At 74.0% G+C, this 19,117-nt stretch carries 13 protein-coding genes; 9 read left to right on the top strand and 4 right to left on the bottom strand.

Annotated elements, in window-relative coordinates:
* Positions 1 to 18: 18 nt before the first annotated feature.
* A complete protein-coding gene (locus ACQPZK_RS19205; protein WP_433534311.1) occupies positions 19 to 1,272 on the bottom strand; it encodes an MFS transporter in 1,254 nt (417 codons plus the stop codon).
* 93 nt (positions 1,273 to 1,365) lie between these two features.
* Positions 1,366 to 2,529 (bottom strand): MFS transporter, encoded by a 1,164-nt coding sequence (locus ACQPZK_RS19200; protein ID WP_433534310.1) that lies wholly within the window; start codon positions 2,527 to 2,529, stop codon positions 1,366 to 1,368.
* 164 nt (positions 2,530 to 2,693) lie between these two features.
* On the opposite strand from ACQPZK_RS19200, the gene ACQPZK_RS19195 reads away from it, so the two are divergent.
* Complete coding sequence (locus ACQPZK_RS19195) at positions 2,694 to 4,118, top strand: class I adenylate-forming enzyme family protein (protein ID WP_433539250.1); 1,425 nt, start codon at positions 2,694 to 2,696, stop codon at positions 4,116 to 4,118.
* 43 nt (positions 4,119 to 4,161) lie between these two features.
* Here ACQPZK_RS19195 and ACQPZK_RS19190 read toward each other — a convergent pair whose 3' ends face one another.
* Positions 4,162 to 4,791: a 4'-phosphopantetheinyl transferase family protein gene (locus ACQPZK_RS19190; RefSeq protein WP_433534309.1), complete on the bottom strand. Its 630-nt coding sequence runs from the start codon at positions 4,789 to 4,791 to the stop codon at positions 4,162 to 4,164.
* A gap of 15 nt (positions 4,792 to 4,806) precedes the next feature.
* Between ACQPZK_RS19190 and ACQPZK_RS19185 the strand changes: the two genes are divergently transcribed.
* The 7 genes from ACQPZK_RS19185 to ACQPZK_RS19155 are packed head-to-tail and all read left to right on the top strand — an operon-like array spanning position 4,807 to position 10,267.
* Positions 4,807 to 5,094, top strand: coding sequence for an acyl carrier protein (locus tag ACQPZK_RS19185; protein WP_357125188.1), 288 nt, complete (start codon positions 4,807 to 4,809; stop codon positions 5,092 to 5,094).
* Positions 5,095 to 5,096: 2 nt separating this feature from the next.
* Entirely contained in the window at positions 5,097 to 5,339 is a 243-nt protein-coding gene (locus tag ACQPZK_RS19180; protein WP_433534308.1) for a hypothetical protein, read from the top strand.
* Complete coding sequence (locus ACQPZK_RS19175; RefSeq protein ID WP_433534307.1) at positions 5,336 to 6,451, top strand: beta-ketoacyl synthase N-terminal-like domain-containing protein; 1,116 nt, start codon at positions 5,336 to 5,338, stop codon at positions 6,449 to 6,451. The genes ACQPZK_RS19180 and ACQPZK_RS19175 overlap by 4 nt, the downstream gene beginning before the upstream one ends.
* Complete coding sequence (locus tag ACQPZK_RS19170; protein WP_433534306.1) at positions 6,448 to 7,005, top strand: beta-ketoacyl synthase chain length factor; 558 nt, start codon at positions 6,448 to 6,450, stop codon at positions 7,003 to 7,005. Before ACQPZK_RS19175 ends, ACQPZK_RS19170 begins: the two co-directional genes overlap by 4 nt.
* A 1-nt stretch (position 7,006) precedes the next feature.
* On the top strand, positions 7,007 to 8,308 hold the full coding sequence (locus tag ACQPZK_RS19165; protein WP_433534305.1) for a beta-ketoacyl-[acyl-carrier-protein] synthase family protein: 1,302 nt from the start codon (positions 7,007 to 7,009) through the stop codon (positions 8,306 to 8,308).
* 10 nt (positions 8,309 to 8,318) lie between these two features.
* Positions 8,319 to 9,248 (top strand): phytanoyl-CoA dioxygenase family protein, encoded by a 930-nt coding sequence (locus tag ACQPZK_RS19160; RefSeq protein ID WP_433534304.1) that lies wholly within the window; start codon positions 8,319 to 8,321, stop codon positions 9,246 to 9,248.
* The gene (locus tag ACQPZK_RS19155) at positions 9,245 to 10,267 is read left to right on the top strand and encodes a phosphatase PAP2 family protein (RefSeq protein ID WP_433534303.1); all 1,023 of its coding nucleotides are present in this window, start codon (positions 9,245 to 9,247) and stop codon (positions 10,265 to 10,267) included. Before ACQPZK_RS19160 ends, ACQPZK_RS19155 begins: the two co-directional genes overlap by 4 nt.
* On the opposite strand, the gene ACQPZK_RS19150 is transcribed toward ACQPZK_RS19155, so the two are convergent.
* Positions 10,200 to 10,991 carry a thioesterase II family protein gene (locus tag ACQPZK_RS19150; protein ID WP_433534302.1) on the bottom strand — a complete coding sequence of 264 codons (792 nt, stop codon included), beginning with the start codon at positions 10,989 to 10,991 and terminating at the stop codon, positions 10,200 to 10,202. The genes ACQPZK_RS19155 and ACQPZK_RS19150 overlap by 68 nt on opposite strands.
* 107 nt (positions 10,992 to 11,098) lie before the next feature.
* On the opposite strand from ACQPZK_RS19150, the gene ACQPZK_RS19145 reads away from it, so the two are divergent.
* Entirely contained in the window at positions 11,099 to 19,117 is an 8,019-nt protein-coding gene (locus ACQPZK_RS19145) for a type I polyketide synthase (protein ID WP_433534301.1), read from the top strand.

Raw genomic sequence — 19,117 nt, 5'->3', positions numbered from 1 at the left:
GCCGACGCCGGTCGACGACTACGCGGGCGTGACGGCTGGCCTGGTCCGACCGACGGTGGTGAGGTAGAGGACCAGTCCGGCGCTGGTGAGGACGAACCCTGCCCACACCGTGGAGAGGGTTCCCCACCCGGCGCCGAGGGCCACGGCGCCGCCGATCGCGCCGAGCGAGTTGGCAAGGTTGAGGGCCGCCAGGTTGAGCGCGCCCATGAGGGTCGGCGCGTCGGGTGCGAACTGGGTCAGCCGTACCTGGATGGCCGGGATGGCGAACATCATGGTCGCGCCGACGCCGAACAGCGCCGGCAGGAGGATCAGGATCTCCCGACCGGTGAATGCGATGGCCACGAGCATCACCAGGACGTAGCTGAAGCCGTAGATCAGCGGCCGGCTGCCGTCGTGGTCGGCGGCGCGACCACCGACGTAGTTCCCGAACGCCATGCCGAGGCCGAAGACGGCCAGGGCGACCGGAATGAGCGAGGTGCTCTCCCGTGCCGCGTCGGTGACGAACGGCCCGATGAAGGTGTAGACGGCGAAGATGCTGGAGATGCCGAGCGCCGCGACAGCGACCATGAGCCACACCTCCCGTCGTCGGAGGGCGGCGAGCTCGTGCGCCACCGAACTGCCGTGCAGGTCGTCGGTGCGCGGCAACCAGGCCAGGAGCGCCGCGCCAGCCAGCAGACCCAGACCGACCACGGTCCAGTAGGTCGCCCGCCACCCGGCCTGCTGGCCGACGAGGGTGCCGAGCGGCGACCCCAGGATGGTGGCCACCGTCAGGCCCCCCATCACGGTGGCGAACGCCCTGCCACCCTTGCCGGGACCGTAGACGTACGCGGCGACGACCGCCCCCGCGCCGAAGAACGCGCCCTGCACGCTCCCCGTGATGAAGCGGAAGACGACGAGGGTCGCGATGTTCGGGGCCAGGCCCGACAGGACGTTGCCGACCAGGAACAACGCGATCAGACCCAGCAGGAGGGTACGGCGGTTGGCGCGGGCCGCGAGCAGGGTGATCGCCGGCGAGCCGATCATGACGCCGAAGGCGTAGGCGCTGATCGCGTACGTCGCGACCGGGATGGAGGTGCCCAGGTCGGCGGCGAAGAGTTGCAGGATCCCGTTGCTGCCGAACTCGCCGGTACCGATGGCGAAGGTGCCCAACGCCAGCGCGAAGAGGGTCAACGCCGGGCGGGGAACCGGCCGCGCCGCGCTGGCCGACCGCGCCGGCGCGTCGTGGATGTCGGGCGCAGCCGGTTGGAGCCGGGTGTGGTGTTCTGTGGTCATGGAGCCTTGTCCTCGGGGCGGGATTGCCTTCTACGTGGACATGCTGACGACCGCCAGTTGACACCTTCTGGAGTCGGTCGGACCGCGCTGCCCTCAGCCCGAGCGTCGTCGGCTCGCATCCCGTGTGAGCAGCACGAGGGCCGCCACCGTCAGCAGCCCACCGACGAGCGCGAGCACGCGTGCCCCCGACGTGGGCAGAAGGGCGCCGCCGAGCAGAGAACCACCGGCGATGCCGACGTTGAACGCGGTGCTGACGCCGGCCGAGGCGATGTCGGTGCTGCCGGGAGCCAGATGCAGCATCCGGTTCTGCACGGCGGAGGCGAACGCCGCGTAGGCGAGGCCGAGCCCGGCGAGACAGACGACCGCGCCGTGCGGGAGCGTGCCGAGTCCGTACATGCCGAACAGCGCGGCCGCACCGACACCCAGCGACGTCACCAGCGAGGCGACCGGCCGGGTGTCCAGGGTTCGGGCCGCGAGCAGGGTGCCGACGACGCCCGCGACGCCGGAGGTGAACAGCAGCGGCGTCAGGGCCGCTTCGGTGAAGCCACTGACGTCGAGCAGGAACGGCGTGATGTAGGTCTGCAGAGTCAGGAAGCCGCCGATACCGAGGGTGGTGGCGGCCAGTAACACCGCGAAGCGTCGTCCGTCGGGTGCCGTGCCCCGAGCGCCGCCACCGGCCGCCGGGGGACAGGTGGGCAGGAGGGCGAACACCGCGATGGCGATCGCCAGACCGACCCCCGCCAGCACCGCGAACGCCGCGCGCCAGCCGGCCTGCTGGCCGATCCAGGTGCCGAGGGGTACGCCGAGCACCGGGGCGAGCGTCGCCCCGGTCGCGAACAGCGCCACCACCCGCCCCCGCACCGCGACGGGGAAGGGTCCGATCACGGTCGCCGTGGCGATGGACCAGAACAGCGCCTGCGCGGCGGCGGTCCCGAGGCGTGCCCCGGCCAGCACGGCGTACGTGTGCGCGAGGGCGGCGGCGCCGTTCGCGGCGGCGAACAGGAGCATCGTGAGGCCGAGCAGGTGACGACGGGGGACTCGCCGGGTCATCCGGGCCAGCGGTACGGATGCCAGCACGACCACGACGGCGTACCCGCTGACCAGCAGACCCACCCGCGAGCGGGACCGGTCGAGCTCGGACGCGAGGTGAGTCAACAGACCGACAGGCAGCAGCTCGGTCGTGACGAACGCGAACGCGGCCAGGGAGAGGGTGACGAGCACCGCCCTGGCCCTGGCCGGCGACACCTCGGGCGTCACCTACGTGGCCACCGTCCGGCGGGCGCTTGACGGTGAGGACCGCGCCGATATAATTCATCGAACCGGGATGTCATCAGATGAGGAAACTCCTCCGTTCGGCACGTACATACCCGTCGAGTCGAGCCGGCCCGCCGTTCGAGCAGCGTGGAGGCCCTGTGTCCACTATAGATTCGCCGCTGGCGGCTGTGCGGCACGATCTGCCCGCGCACGGCACGGGCTGGGTCGACGACGTCCTGCTGGCCGGGCCGGGCAACGAGACGTGCCTCGTCCTCGGCACGCCGATCACCCGGGCGCAACTCCGCGCCGAAGTGGCCTCCCGGCAGGCCCGGCTCACCGACGCCGGGCTGCGCCCGGGCGGCGCGATCGCGCTCCGACTGCCCGCCTCGCTGGCGTACGTGGCCAACCTGCTCGCCGCCTGGCGGATCGGGGCCCAGGTGACGCTGCTCGACCACCGGCTGTCGCGCGGCGAGGTCGAGCGGGCGCTCGAGCGCGTCGGCGCGCAGTTCCTCGTCCAACCCGTCGACGCCGCGCTCCCGCCGCTGCGCGGCTTCGTGACCGTCGACGAGACGGTCATCGCGCGCCCGGCCGGGCGGCCGGCGTCGACACCCCACGCCCTCATCCAGCTCAGCTCCGGGTCCACCGGCCCGTCGAAAGTCATCGGCCGTACCGTCGACGACCTCGTCGCCGAGATCGAGCGCTACACCCTCACCGACGGCGTGCCCCGGCCCGGCGAGCGGCTCGTGCTGCTCGCGTCGATGGCGCACGTGCTCGGTCTGGTCGGCGGCCTGCTCTACGCCCTGCACGCCCGGGTCACGCTCACGCTGCCCGAGCGGATGACGGTGGGCGGCGTGTTGGGTGTCATCGCTGGGGACTCCACGCCGACCACGGTGATCGGTGTGCCCGTCCACCTCGAGATGCTGATGGCCGGCCGCCCCGCCGGGCCGTTGCCGCAGTTCGTCCGGATGACCACGGCGGGCGAGCTGGTCCGGCCCGGCGTCCCCGAGCGCTTCGCGGAGTGCTACGACACCGTGCTGGGCAACATGTACGGGATGACCGAGGTCGGCGTCATCGCCACCGACCTGTTCGGCGTGCACCGGCCCGCATTGCGCCCGGCGCCGGGGATCGACGTACGGGTCGTCGACGGTGAGCTCCAGGTCCGTCGGCCCGTCACGCCGTACGTGGGGCTCGTCGACGAGAGTCGCTGGTCCGACGGCTGGCTGCGCACCCGGGACGCGGCCACCCTCGACCCCGACACAGGGCTGTTCACGATCCGCGGGCGCCTCGACTCGCAGGTGTCCATCGGGGGCCTCAAGGTCGACCTCACCGAAGTCGAACAGGCCATCCTCGACCTGCCCGGCGTCACCGAGGCGGTCGTGACGTTCGACGGTGGTGCCATCGAGGCGTACACGGCTGTCGACAAGCCGTTGACCGGGCGCGAGCTGGACGCCGCGTTGGAGGACGTCCTGGCCCCGTACAAGCGACCGCTGCGGTGGCAGATCCTGGAGAAGTTGCCGCGTACGTCCAGCGGCAAGCTGGTCCGCGACGTGGCCGTGTTGCGCAGCGCGTCGGCCGAGCCGACGTCGTCATGACGCTCCGAAACGGGACGTGTGTGGCCCGGCCGCCGACAGGCCGTCATGACGCGGCCGCCTCCGGTGGGTCGATGAGCAGCCGGATGCCGCCCGTGTCGTCCGCGCGCGGTCGGTCCTGCCCGGCGACGGCCAGCACCAGGCCGTCGGGGAGGGCGCCGCAGGCCACCCCGGCCTGGCTGCCGGGCACGGGACGCATCGGCAACGACCCCGGCGGGTCCGGCCAGACGGTCGGCAGCATCAGCGGTTGCCGGAGGCCGCCGCCGCGCAGGCCGGTGCCGCGCGCCTTGCCGATGGCCTCCTTCTGGGTCCACAGCCAGAGGAACGCGCTGGTGTGCAGCGACCTCGGCTGGTCGGTCAGCCAGTCGGCGTCGGCCGGCGCCATCCAGCGCCGAGCCAACGCGGCGCCGGGCAGCGCGCGTTCGCGCTCGATGTCCACGCCGACCGGCGTCACCACGGAGACGGCCACCGCCACCACGCCGCGTCCGTGGCTGATGCTCGCGTGCAACCCGCGCGCCGCGCCGGTGAGCCTCGGCCGGCCGGTCTGGTCCCGTGCCACGCCAACGTCGGCGGCCGGCACGCCGAGCAGGTCAGCAGCGGTGCTGACCAGATGCTCCGACGCCCGACCCCTGGGGTCGCCGGTGATCGTCGCAATCCGCACCACGACCCATTCCATGGGAGGAGTCAAGCAATGTCAGATGAGGTTCGCCAGTCCATCGTCGATGCCCTGGCCCAGATGAACTACGACGTCGACGACGTCACCGGCGACACGGTGCTCGGTCCCGCCGGGCTCGACCTGGAGTCGCTGGCCGTCGCCGAACTCGCCGTCCGCGTCGAGGACACCTTCGGCGTCAAGTTCACCGACGAGGAGCTGGAGAAGCTGGCCGACTACACGCTCGACCGGTTCGCCGCCGAGGTGGCCGGGCGTGCGGAGCCGGCGCGGAGCGCCCCCGTCGCACCGGCCACTTCGGCGGAGTGACGGTGGGCGACAGCGATCGCCGCGACGAGATCCTGTCGATCCTCGCCGACGTGGGCTACCGGACCGTCGATGCCTCGCGTGAGCGCATCGACTCGTTGGAGCTCGCCCGGCTGGTCTACGAGATAGAGCGGCGCTACGGCCTCGACCTCGACCTGGACGACGACGAGCTGGCTGCCATGTCCACGGTGACCGGTGCGGCGGAGATCCTCAGTCGCCTTACCCTGACGGCGGCGGAGTCGGAGTGACCCCCTCGACTGTCGTGGTCACCGGACTGGGCCTCCTGACGGCCCACGGCCGCGGCCCCGCGCCGCTGCTGGCGGCGGTGCTGGCCGGAGAGCCCGCGTTCGGCGAGGTCCGTCGCTTCGACCCGGGCCGTAGCCGGGTACGAGCGGCGGCCACCCTCGCCGACGCCGGTGACCTGACCGACGAGGTGGTCGCCGTCGTGGCGCAGGCCTGTGACGACGCGGGGTTGGCGCACCGGCGCGCCGAGTGCCCGCTGTTCTTCGCCACCGGCACGGGCACCAGCGTGGTCCGCGCCGGCGGATCGGGCAACGGGCCGGCCGAGCTGGCCGCCACCGTCGCCCGACGAAGCGGGCTCTCCGGCGTCGCGCGGGTCTACACGTCGGCGTGCGTGGCGGGCAGCACCGCGCTGGCCGAGGCCGCCTCGATGATCGCCCGGGGTCGGTGTGACCGTGCCGTGGTCGCCGGGGGCTTCCTCGTCGACGCCGACCACCAGGCCCTCTTCGACGCCGGCCGGGCTCTGGCCGACGACGGCGCCGTACGCCCGTTCAGCAACGGGCGGCGCGGCATGCTGCTGGGCGACGCGGTCGCCGCCGTGGTGTTGGAGTCGGCGGCCGGTGCCCAGGGGCGGGGCGGTCGGGTGCGGTCCCGGCTGGCCGGCTGGGCCCGGGCCGGCGACGCCTACCACGTCTGCCAACCCGACCCGGGTGGCGCCGGGATGGCGTCGGCCATCCGGGCCGGCCTGACCCGGGCCGGTGTGACACCGGAGGAGTTGGCGTACGTCAACGCCAACGGCACCGGCACGACACGCGCCGACGCGGCCGAGAGCAGCGCGTTGCGCGTCGGCCTCGGCGCGGCGGTGGAGTCGGTGCCGGTGAGCTCGACCAAGTCCGTGCACGGGCACTCTCTGGAGGCGTCCGGCCTGCTGGAGTTCGCGGTCACCGCGTTGGCCCTCGACGCCGGCCGGTTGCCGGTCAACGCCGGCTTCACCGAGGCGGACCCGCAGTGCCCGGTACGGGTGGTGCGCGAGTCCGGCCCGATGGTGGGCCGGTACGCCCTGAGCTGCAATTTCGCGTTCGGTGGCGCCAACACCGCTCTGGTGCTGGGGGCGGTGTGACAGACCTCGACACCGCCGCAGGCGCGGTCCGCGAACTGGCGCGCGCGGCCTGGCCCGAGCCCGGCGACGCCGGTCGGCCCCCCGCGGTCCGTGGGTTCGTCGCCTCGCCGTTCCCTCCGCTCGTCGTGGCCGTCGCCGGTCGCTGCCTGCAACGGCGCACCGGCGCGGGTGCCGCCGGGCCGACCGCCGTCGTCCTGGTCAGCGCGTACGCCGACCAGGCCACCGCGGCGGCCATCGCCGGGGAGGTGGACGGGGGTCGGCGGGTGTCGCCGATGTACTTCTTCCAATCCGTGCCGAACTCGGTTCTCGGCCACGTCGCCACCGAGTGGGCCCTGACCGGACCGGTCGTGTCCCTCAGCCCGGCCGGCGATCCCTTCGGGGAGGGCCGGGCGGTCGCCGAGGGCCTGTTCGCCGACGGGGACGCGGCGGAGGCGCTGGTGATCGTCGTGGAGCACGACACCGACCCGGCCCGGCCCTCCGGCGCGACGGCCCTGCTGCTCACGCCGAACAACGAGATGACCAGGCCGCCGACCGGCGGCGGACAAGGCGGTTGACATGACCGGATCGACCCGACCCTCGGCCACCATCACCGGCATGGGGCTGGTGACGCCCGTCGGGCGGGGGGTGGAGGACTTCTTCGCGGCGATCTGCAACGGACGCTCCGGGCTGGTGCGCCCGCCCGTGGGGCACGGCGCGGCCGCCGCCACGGAGGTGGTCGGGATCGCCCCGGACATCGACCCCACCACCGTGCTGCCGCCCAACGAGGTGCTGGCCGCCGACCGGTTCCTGATCATGGCTCTGGCCGCCGCCGACGACGCGATGCGTGACGCCGGCCTGGAGGTCGGCCGCGACGTCGACCCACTGCGGGTCGCCGTTGTCGTCTCCAGCGGCGCGGGTGGCCTGACCACCTACGAGGCGCAGGCCAAGGCCCGGGAGGAGCGCGGCCGCACCGCCGTGAGCGCGTACCTCTATCCGGGTTTCCTCCCCAACATGGCGGCCGCCCGCATCGCCATCAGGTTCGGCATCCAGGGCTACAGCTCGTGCATCGCGACCGCCTGCGCCGCCGGCGCCCACGCCGTGGCGGAGGCGCTGCGGCTCATCCGGGCCGGTGACGCGGACGTGGTCGTGTGCGGCGGTGCGGAGTCCCCGCTCGGGCCGACCGGCACCGCCGGTTTCGCCAACGCGCGGGCCCTCGCCACCGGCTGGTCCGACCCGACGCAGGCGAGCCGCCCGTTCGACCGGCGACGCAACGGCTTCGTGCTGGGCGAGGGCGCCGGCATCCTGATCGTCGAGCGTGCCGAGCACGCGGACGCGCGCGGGGCCGCCGGCTACGCCGACATCATCGGGTGGGGCGCCACCACCGATGCCTTCCATCCCACGTCGCCGCGGGCGGACGGCGCCGGCGCCGCGCAGAGCATGCGCCGGGCGGTCGCCGACGCCGGCGTCGCGCCCACCGACGTCGACTACATCAACGCCCACGGCACGAGCACCAAGCGGGGCGACGTGGCCGAGGCCCGCGCCGTCCACACCGCATTCGGTACGCACGCCCCGGCGGTCAGCTCCACCAAGGGCGTGACCGGGCACCTGCTGGGCAGCGCCGGAGCCGTCGAGGCGGCGGCGACGGCCCTCACGGTCACGTACGGGATGCTGCCGCCGACCCACAACCTGGACGATCCGGACCCGGCCTGCGATCTCGACCACGTGCGGGGTCAGGCGCGTCCGGTCCGGCCCCGCGCGGTCCTGTCCAACTCCTTCGCGTTCGGCGGACACAACGTCAGCCTGATGTTCGGTCCGCCCTCCACGGCGCGGGTCCGGGAGGCGGACCCGGCGGCGGTCACCACAACGGATCAACGATGAGAGGAGCGCGATGACAACGACGGAATTCACGCTGACCGACGAGGAGCGGGCCGCGCTGCCCACCGACGAGGACGTCCGGTCGTACGCCGAGCGGGGCTGGTACCTCAGCCAGAAGCTGCTCACCGACGACGAGGTGGACACGCTCGTCGAGGCCAGCGAGCGGTTCTACGCGGGTCACCGCGACCGGCGGTTGCCCCGGCGGCCGGCGAAGCTGGCCTACTGGGAGCCGGAGCATGGCGACGTGCAGCGACACAACGACTACGTGCACTACGAGAGCGACGAGGTGGCCGCGATCCTGCGCAAGCCGATCATCGGCGCGGTCGCGGCGCGGCTGGCGGAGGCGGCCGAGATCCGGGTGTTCCAGAGCACGTTGATCCTCAAGCCGCCGAGCCCCGGTGAGCCGACCAACATCGTGCCCTGGCACTTCGACCGTCACTACTGGCAGACCTGCACCTCCGAGCGGATGCTGACCGCCTTCATCCCGATGCACGAGTGCACCGAGGAGATGGGCACGATCACGATGGTCGACGGCAGCCACGCCTGGAAGGAGGTCGGCGGCGACGACAAGACCACGAGGCACTTCGCCGAGCGCGACCGTTCCGAGCTGGAGGATCTGCTCGTCAACAACGCCGAGTACAACGGCGCGCAGGTCAACAAGATCCCGATGCACATCCCGAAGGGCCACATGAGTTTCCACCACTGCCGTACGTACCACGGCAGTGGGGCCAACCGGAGTCCGCGGCCCCGGCGTGCCATCTCTCTGCACCTGCAGGACGGTGACAACCGGTACCGGCGGTTCCACCGCTCCGACGGCGACCTCGTGGTCTACAACCACGATTCGCTGGTACGACGTGACGAGGCGGGTCTGCCCGACTACACCGACCCGCAGTTCTGCCCGGTTCTCTGGCGCTCCTCGACCCCTCAAGGCGAGACGGCATGACCGTCGGCACGCCCCGGCCCGTGGCAGTCGCACGGGACCGGGGCGCTGGCCGGCGCGATCCGCTGCTGTGGCCGGAGGAGTGCCTCTTCGCGGTGGCTCTCACGCTCGTCGCCGGGCTCGCCCTCGTCACGGGCGCGGTCTCCTGGGCGCTGATCGCCGCGTCGGCCGTGCTGGGCGGCGCGCTGATCGCCGGGATCGCGCTGTCGCGCCGCCGGCGTACCGCCGCCTCGGACGCGGCAACGCTCGACGCGGCGGCACGGGCGGGTGGCCCGGCGCGGCTGGCCAGGATCGTCGGCGGGGTGGCCAGGACGGCGGTGCCGTTCCTGTCCTGCCTGGTGATCTACTCGAGTCTGCGCGTCATCACCCCGGAGCTCGACTTTCCGCTCGTCGACCCGGCGCTGATCGAGTTCGACCGCGCGGTCTTCGGCGGCGACGTCAGCCGTTGGCTCAACGACACCCTCGGCTCACCGGCGCTGACACTGTTCATGGCGATCTGCTACCTGAGCTACGGCCTGTCCCAGGGGGCGTACGCGATCTTCTCGTATCTGCGGGGCCGTGCGCGCGAGTACCACGACTTCGCGCTCGCGATCTCCATCACGGCGGTCGTCGGCTACTCCGGCTACGTGTTGCTGCCGGGAGTGGGTCCGCACATCTACCAGACCGAAGTCTACGCCGACCCGCTTCCCGGTCACGGGGGATCGACCGGTGGCGCGCTGGACGCCATCACCGCAGTCCAGGGCCCGGCGCGGGATCTCTTTCCCAGTCTGCACACCGCCATGACGGTCGTGCTGATGGTCTACCTCTGGCGCGACGCCCGTCGCCTGTTCTGGTGGTACCTGCCGATCGGCCTGGGGCTGCTGCTGTCCACGCTCTACCTGCGCAAGCACTACGCAGTCGACCTGCTGGCCGGGACAGTTCTCGCGCTGCTGGCGGTGGTGGTGGCCGGGCGGGTCAACCGCTGGTGGTACCGGCCCCGGGTCGACCCACCCGCCGAAGCAGCTCGGTCACTCGCGCCGTAACCACGTCGACGACCTGTGGATGGTCGAGGATGAAGTGCCCGCCGTCCACCACGGTCAGGTCGAAGCGTTCGACCGTCTCCTGCTGCCAGGCCAGCGCGCCCGCCGCGTCGGCCATCCGATCGTGGCGGCCCACCACCGCGGCGATCGGACACCGCAACGCCGGCCGGGGTGGGCGGGCGTAGGTTTCCGCCAGCCGCAGGTCGGTCCGCAGTACCGGCAGGGCGAGCCGCATCAGCGCCGGTTCGGCCAGGACCTCGGCCGGGGTGCCGCCGAGACGTCCCAGCGACTCGATCAGCCGGTCGTCGTCCAACGCGTGCAGGGGGCGGTGGGCGAGGCCGGCGGTGGGTCCGTTGCGCCCCGCGGCGATCACCAGCTCGGGGCCCGGGCCGGTGCGCGGCAGCGTCGCGGCCACCTCGTACGCCAGCAGCGCGCCGAAGCTGTGCCCGGCCAGGGCGTACGGACCCGACAGGCGGTCGCGTACCGCGTCGCACGCGGCGGCCACCAGCCGGGGCCAGTCGTCGATCGCCGGCTCCTGCCGGCGGGTGCCGTGCCCGGGCAGCTCCACCGGCTCCACGACTACTCCGGCCGGCAGCCACCGGCTCCACCTGGTGAAATGCGACGCGGAGCCACCGGCGGCCGGAAAGCCGAACACCGTCAACGACGGCGGGCCTGAACGGCCGTTGTCCCGTGCTTCTTCGGCAACCAGGACGTGATCTATCAGCATTGACATCTCGCTTCCCGTCCGATGTACTTCAACGTACAGGGAAATCATCAGGCGGGGAATGGCCGCTGCAGTTCACCGAACGGATGCGCGTGGGGGGTGCCGTGGGGATGCGCCGCGACCGTCGCTCAGCCGCCAGGGCAGGTGCCACCGACATCGCGGTGGTGGGCGTCGGTTGCCGGTTCCCCGGCGGCGTGGACGACCTCGACTCGCTGTGGCGCGTCCTGGACGAGGGACGCGACGTCACCGGCCGCGTCCCGGCCGGGCGGCCCGGCGCCGACTCGCTCGAGACGGTCGGCGTCGGAGGATTCCTGCCCGACATCGACCTGTTCGACGCCGAGTTCTTCGGCGTCTCGCCCCGCGAGGCGCGCGAGATGGACCCCCAACAGCGCCTACTGCTGACGCTCGCCTGGCGAGCCATGGAGCACAGCGGTGTGCCACTGTCGGCCTGGGCCGGCAGCAACACCGGGGTCTACTTCGGCATCCTGGCGATGGACTACGCCGTCCTGCACGCCCGCACCCTCGGCGTCGACCACGTGGGGTCGCACTACGCCAGCGGCAAGGAGTTCAGCTTCGGCTCGGGCCGGGTGGCGTACACGTTCGGTCTGAACGGGCCGTGCATGACCCTGACCGCCGCCTGCGCGTCGTCGCTGCTGGCGGTGCACCTCGCCGCGCGCGCCCTGGCGGCGGGCGACTGCGACACCGCGCTGGCCGGCGGGGTCAACCTGATGGTCGGTCCGGAGCTCACCCTCTACATGCGACGCATCCAGGCACTGTCGCCGCAGGGGCTCTGCCGCCCGTTCGACGCGGACGCCGACGGGGTGGTGCGCGGCGAGGGCGGCGCGGTCGTCGTCCTCAAGAGGTACGACGACGCCGTCGCCGACGGCGACCGGATCTGGGGCGTGATCAAGGGAAGCGCGACGAACCACGACGGCCGCAGCGCCGGCCTCACCGCGCCCAACGCCGTCGCACAGGAGCAGTTGTTGCGCGCCGCGCTCCGTGATGCCGACGTGTCGCCCGCGGACATCGAGTACGTCGAGGCCCACAGCACCGGCACGCCACTGGGCGACCCGATCGAGCTGAGCGCGTTGGCGGCGGTCTTCGGTCCCGAGCGGGCGCCGGAGCGCCCGCTGCTCATCGGTTCGCACAAGGCCAACTTCGGCCACCTCGACTCGGCCGCCGGCATCCTCGGCCTGCTCAAGGGCCTGCTGGTCGCGCGTACCGGGGTGGTGCCGCCGCAGATCAAACTGACGCAGCCGACGCCACGGTTCGGCTGGTCCGACTCCGGGCTGGCGGTCCCCACCACCCGTACGGCGTTGTCCCCCAGCCCGCACCGCCTCACCGGCGTCAGCGCGTTCGGTCTGTCCGGCAGCAACGTCCACGTCGTGCTCGCCGCGCCCGGAGAGGAGCGCGCGGCGCAGCCGTCGGCGCCCGTGCCGTGGCCGGTGCTGGTGCTGTCCGGCCCCACCGAGTCGGCCCTGGCCGACCAGGTCACGCGACACGCGGCACTGCTCGACGACCCCGCGACCGCTGAGCCCGACCAGCTCGGCGACCTCTTGTTCAGCGTCGGCGCCCGGCGCAGCCACCACACCCACCGGCTCGCCGTGACCGGCGCGAGCGCCGCCGACCTGCGCGGCGCGCTGGCCGATCACCGGGCCGGCGCGCGGTCCGCCGGCGCGGTCAGCGGCGAATTGCTGCACGACGGTCCGGCGTACGTGGTGCAGGTGTTCTCCGGCCAGGGCTCGCAGTACCCGGGCATGGGTCTCGACCTGTACCGCGCCGATCCGACGGTGCGAGACACGCTCGACGAATGCGACGCGCTGACCCGGCGGATCGCCGGATGGTCGCTGCTGGAGGAGTTGGGCCGCCGCACCGGCAGCCGGTTGTCCGACACCCGGTTCGCCCAACCGGCGATCTTCGCGATCCAGATCGGGCTCTCCCGGCTCTGGGCCCGGTGGGGTGTGACGCCGGACTCGGTCGTGGGCCACAGCATGGGGGAGGTCGCCGCGGCCTGCGCCGCCGGCGCGCTGCCGCTGGAGGACGCGCTGCGGGTCATCGTGCTGCGCGGAGAGCTGTTGCAACCGGCCTCCGGCAGCGGACGGATGGCCGCGATCGCGCTCTCCGCCGACGAGGTCACCGCCGCCGTCGAGCGGTACGCCGAGGTCGTGATCGCCGCGGTCAACGGGCCACGCTCGGTCGTGGTCGCCGGCCCGGCAGCCACCGTGGACCGGCTCCTGGCCGACCTGACCGCCGCCGGGGTGCGGTGCGTGCCGCTGGCCGGCGACTACGCGTTCCACAGCCCGGCGGTCGCGGCGTACGGCGACGAGTTGGAGCGCCGGCTCGACGGGCTGACACCGGCCGAGCCGCGTGTGCCGATGCTGTCCAGCGTCGCCCCGACCGGCGTCGCACCGGAGTTCGGGCCGACCTACTGGGGCCGCAACGTGCGCGAACCCGTGCTGTTCTGGCCGGCGATCGACCGGCTGCTGTCCCGGCGGCCGGCGGTCTTCGTGGAGTTGGGCCCGCACCCGGTCCTGACCGGGCCGCTGGCGGCGTCACTCGTGGCGCGCTCCCGTCGTGGCGCGGCGATCGGCAGCCTGGTGCGGGGCCGACCGCCGGTGGAGAGCCTGACCCGAGCCCTCGCCGAGGCGTACACCGCCGGTGTCGCGGTGGACTGGGCGGCGGTGCACGGCGAGGGTCGGCGGTACGTGTCGCTGCCGCCGGTCCGGCTCTCCGAGGAGCGGTACTGGCTGCCGACCCCCGAGTCCGTCGCCTCGCCGTCACCGCAGTCGGTGGGGGCGGGTTCCGTCGGCTCCGCGCAGGGTGCCCCTGGCGTCGCCGGGGTGGCGCTGGGCGAGCTGCGAGCCGAGGTACGCCTCATCGCGCCGGACGGCACCGTCGTGCAGACGTTGGCCGGTGTCGGCGGTACGGGTGCCAACGGTGGCGGTGTCAACGGCGCGGCGGCCAACGGTACGACTGCCAGCGGTACGGATGCCGCGGGCGCGGGCGCGGGCGTCGGCGGTGGCGGGAGCGGCATCGGCGGCCGCGACGCCACCAACGGGACCGGCGCCCGCGCCCGCACACCCGTCGAGCGGGAGCGGATCGCCGCCCTGGTCAACGCCGCCGCCGCCGAGGCTCTCGGATACGAGCCCGGCCGGCGTCTGGCGCGCGGGCGTGGCTTCTTCGAGCTGGGCATGGACTCACTCGCCCTGGTGGCGCTCGTCAGCCGGCTCGAACGCGAGCTGGGGACCGTCCTCGGGGCTGCCGTCGGCATCGAGCACCCGACCATCGACGCCCTCACCGACCACCTCGTCGCCGAGGCGCTCCCCAGCGGGCTCCCTCCGGCCGAACCAACAGAGCCGGCGCGCCCGGTTGAGCCGCCCCACCCGACTGAGCCACCGTCGATCGCCTCGGCGGCGGCCGTTTCGGTCGCACCGGTCGTCCGCGGGACGGCCGAGCCGGTGGCCATCGTGGGCATCGGTTGCCGACTGCCACGGGCCGACGGTCCCGAGCAGTTCTGGCGGCTGCTGTCCGACGGGGTCGACGCCACCGGCGACGTGCCGACGGACCGGTGGGACGCCGAGGCGCTGCTCGGCGCCGGGCCCGGGGCACCCGGCACGGTGGTCACCCGCCGGGGCGGCTTCCTGGACCGGGTCGACCTCTTCGACAACGCGTTCTTCCGGATCTCGGCCCGTGAGGCCCGCGCCATGGACCCGCAGCAGCGCCTCTTCCTGGAGGTGGCCTGGGAGGCACTGGAGGACGCCGGGGTCACGCGGGAGCACCGACGGTCCGCCCGCGTCGGCGTCTTCGTCGGCATGAACACCACCGACTACCAGCAACTGCTCACCCGGCGGGCCCAGGACGTCGACCTCTACTACGGCACCGGCAACTCCTTCAGCGGCACTGCCGGCCGGTTGTCGTACTTCCTGGACGTTCGCGGCCCGAGTCTGGCGATCGACACGGCCTGCTCGTCGTCGCTGGTCGCGGTGCACCTGGCCGTGCAGAGCCTGCGCGCGGGGGAGGCCGACGTCGCGCTCGCCGGTGGGGTGAACGTGATGGTCCGGCCCACCGTGCACCTGGCCATGTCGGCCGCGGGCGCGCTGTCGCCCGACGGTCGCTGCAAGACCTTCGACGCCAGCGCCGACGGCTACGGGCGCGGTGAGGGCGCCGGTGTGGTGGTGCTCAAGACACTCGCGCAGGCCGAGCGCGACGGCGACCGGGTGTACGCCGTGATCCGTGGCAGCGCCGTCAACCACAACGGCGCGAGCGGCGGCCTGACCGTGCCCGGCGGCGAGGCGCAGGAGGAGTTGATCCGCACGGCGCTCGCCGCCGGTGGCGTCGCCCCGTCGGACGTGGACTACCTGGAGGCGCACGGCACCGGCACGGTGCTCGGCGACGCGGTGGAGCTGCGGGCGATGGCCCGTGCCCTCGGTGACGGGCGGCAGCCGGACCGGCCACTGCTGGTCGGGTCCGTCAAGACCAACATCGGCCACCTGGAGGCGGCCGCCGGTATCGCCGGCCTCATCAAGACCGCTCTGGCGCTGCGACACGGCGAACTGCCCGCGCACCTGCACGTCACCCGTCCCACTCCGCAGGTGGACTGGGCGCGGCTGCCGGTCCGGATCACCACGTCCACGACGGCATGGCCGGCCACCGGCGGGCGACCCCGGGTCGCCGGGGTGAGCGCGTTCGGATTCACCGGGACCAACGCCCACGTGGTGCTCAGCGGGCCAGCCACCCCGGCGTCGCAGAACGGGCACCTGACGCCGGGCGTCGCCCCGTCCTCCACGGCCGGCGCGATCATCTCCGGCCGGGCTCATCTCCTGGTCCTGTCGGCCGCCGGGGACACTGCCCTGGCCGCCGCGCGGGAGAGCTTCGCCGACGTACTGTCCGCGCAGGCCGGCGTGGACATCGGCGACATCTGCCACGCCGCGGCGGCCCGCCGCGCTCACCTGGAGCACCGGCTGGCGGTGGTCGGTCGCGGGATCGCCGACCTCGCCGCGGGGCTGTCCGGTGGCGACGGCACGCACCGGGGCGCGGCGTCCGGCGGGGCCGAGCGCCTGGTCCTCGTGTACGGGGACCGTGCGCAGATCGACTGGCGCGCCCTCGATCGCGACGAACCCGCCTTCCGGGCCACGGTGGACGCGCTCGACGACGACGGCGCGCTGCGTGCGGCGCTGACCGCCGGCGCCGCGGATCGGGGCGAGCCCGCCGCCGTCCTGGCCGTCCAACTCGCCCTCACCGCCGTCTGGGAGGCGTACGGGGTACGGCCCGACGCGGTCGTCGGACGTGGCGCCGGTGAGCTGGCAGCGGCGTGCGCCGCGGGCGCGCTCGACCGGGCGCGGGCGATCCGCGCGGCGCTCGACGGCACGGCGGTCACCGTGGCGGCACCCGCCGACACGTCGGCGGCACCCGTGCTGTGGCTGGCCTCGGCGGGCGGGCCGGTGTCCGGTCCGCACCCGGTACCCGTGCGGTCACCGGCCGCCGGCTGGGACGCGCTGGCCGCGCCGCTCGCGGCGGCGGGGGAGCGGGTGTGGCTCGCCGTCGACGCCGGACCGGACGCCGCTGCCGTCGCCGAAGGAGGGGAGACGAGCCTCCTGGCGGTCGGGGCGGATCTGGGCCGTCCGGAAGGATTCCTGGACGTCGTCGCCCAGCTGCACGTGGTCGGTGTCGGCATCGACTGGGAGAGGCTGTTCGGTCGTCGCCCGTACCGGGCGTCGCTGCCGCGCTACCCGTGGCAACGACGCCGGCACTGGGCGGACACGTCGGACCCGACCGGAGCCGCCGCCGATGTGGCCTCCTCGACCGCGCCCGCCGCCGATGTGGCCTCCTCGACCGCGCCCGCTGCCAGCGTGGCCCTCCCGACGGAAGCCGTCGCCGACGTGGCCTTGCCGGCCGACGGTGGCGCGAGCGTCGTACCCGAGGTGGCGGCCTGCGGGTCCGTCGGTGTCGCCCTGCCCGACGACGTCCGGGACCGCTGCGCCGCACGCACGTTCACCGTCCGCTGGCGTCGCGTCCTGCCACCCGCGCCGGAGGCGGCAGCCGGGCGGTGGCTCGTCGTTCCGCTCACGGACGCATCCGTCGAGGCGGGTCAGCGGGTGGTCGACGGTCTGCGGCTCGCCGGCGTCGAGGTGACCTGGCGGCCACCGTCCGCCGGTTCGGGCCGCGACGACGACCGGGGCGGTAGGTCGACCGCCGGCGTGCGGGAAGGCGATCTGCCCTCGTGGGCCGATGTTCCGCCAGACCACGGGATCGTGCTGGTCGCGGCGGCAGCGCCCGGCAGTGTGCCGGTCGAGGTCCTGGTGGCGCGCGTCGTGCGGGCGGCCCGTCAGCTTCGCGTCGGCCTCGGCGTGCCGCCCGGGCGGTTGCGTGTGGTCACCGCCGGGGCGTACCAGCCGACCGGCGTCGGCGAGGTGGACGCGGCGCAGGCGGCGGTGTGGACGGCCGGGCGGGTGCTCGCCATGGAGGCGGCGCCCGGGTGGGGCGGTCTGGTCGACGTCGACCCGCACCTGCTCGGCACCGCGCCACGTCAAGCAGACGACGAGCCGGGCCACGCGGGCGACGAGCCGGGTCAGGCGGGCGACGAGCCGGGCCGGCAGGACGTCGGCTGGACTCCCGGTGACGCCGCCGAGCTCGCCGGAGCGCTGACAGCGCCGCGCGGGCCCGCAAGCCAGCCGGCCGAGGACGAGCTGTGCCGGCGCGACGGGGTTTGGTACGCGGCCCGGTTGTCCTCGGCGGACCCGCTGCCGACGGCGCTGCCCGAGCTCGACTGTGATCCGGACGCCTGGTACCTGGTGACGGACGCGCTGCACCCGGTCAGCCGACCGTTCGTCGACGTGCTCGTACGCCGCGGCCTGCGCCGGCTGATCGTCGGGGACGCCACGCCGCTCGACGCCACGCCGCTGGACGCTGCGCCGTCCGACGGCGCGTCTCCGGGGGACGTCCGGCTCGCCGAGTTGGCAGCGGCCGGCGTGGAGGTGCGACGCATCGACCTCACGGCGACAGGCCGCAGCGGGGACGAACGATCCTCGACAGACCGTGGTGCGGACGAACGATCGACGGCAGACCGCGCGGCGGATCTCGCGGCCGACCTGGCGCCGGACGCGCTGGGCGCCCCGCTCGGTGGCGTGCTGCTCGTCGGGATGCCCGCGCCGGCCGCCCCGCTCGACAGCCTGGACGAGGGCGCGGTGTCGTCGGCCGTGCGCTGGGCTGACGTCGTACACCGGCTGGACCTGGCGACCCGTGACCTCGCGCCGCCGCTGTTCTGCGTGACCGGCGCGGCGGCCGCGGTCTGGGGGGCCACCGGGATGGCCGCGCGGGCCGCCGCCGAGGGCGCGGTCGACGCGGTGACCACGGCCCGGGAGCGGGCCGGTCTACCCGTCCAGGTGGTGCGGTTCATGCCCGTCGACGACCCGGCCGAGCTGTCCCGCCGGGACCGGATGGTGATGGTCGACAGCGGCCTGCGGCCGCTGGCCGGCGTGGAGGTGGGCGAGGCCTTCGAGGTGGCGCTCCGGGCGGGCCTGACCCAGGTCACGGTGGCGGACGTGGACGCGCCCCGGTACCTGCGGGTGTGCCGGGAACGGGCCGACCGCGCGTTCCTGGCCGAGGTGGGCGTCGAATCCGTGGCGAGCGACGGCCGACCGGAGGAGGCCGGACCGCCGGTCGCGCCGCTGGCCGCCGTCGTGCTGGCGCTGCCGGCCGAGCAGCGGGCCGAGCGCCTGTTGGAGGCGGTGCTCGACGCGGTTGCCGAGGTGCTGGGCGAGGCGTCCGGGGTGGACGTGCTGGCCCACCAGGGCTTCTTCGACCTCGGTATGGACTCGGTGATGTCGCTGAGCCTGCGCGGCTGGCTGGAACGCGCGCTGGGAGTGGACCTGCCGGCGACGCTCACGTTCGAGTTTCCCAACGCGGCGGCGCTCACCGATCACCTGCTGACGCTGCTCGCGCCGGCCCCGTCGGGCGTGGCGACCACCGGGCCGGCGACAACGGCGACCACCGGGCCGGCCACCACGGTTAGCGGCGTGCCGGACGGCACGGTGAGCGGCGTGCCGGACGGCGCCGACGACGACCTGGCGGCGATGTCCGAGGACGAGTTGATCGCGCGGCTGTCGGCCGCGCTCGCGGAGGGAGGCTGA

It is taken from the genome of Micromonospora sp. CA-249363 (assembly GCF_050950185.1).
Classification (GTDB): Bacteria; Actinomycetota; Actinomycetes; order Mycobacteriales; family Micromonosporaceae; genus Micromonospora.
This window is presented reverse-complemented; position numbering and strand designations above follow the sequence as displayed.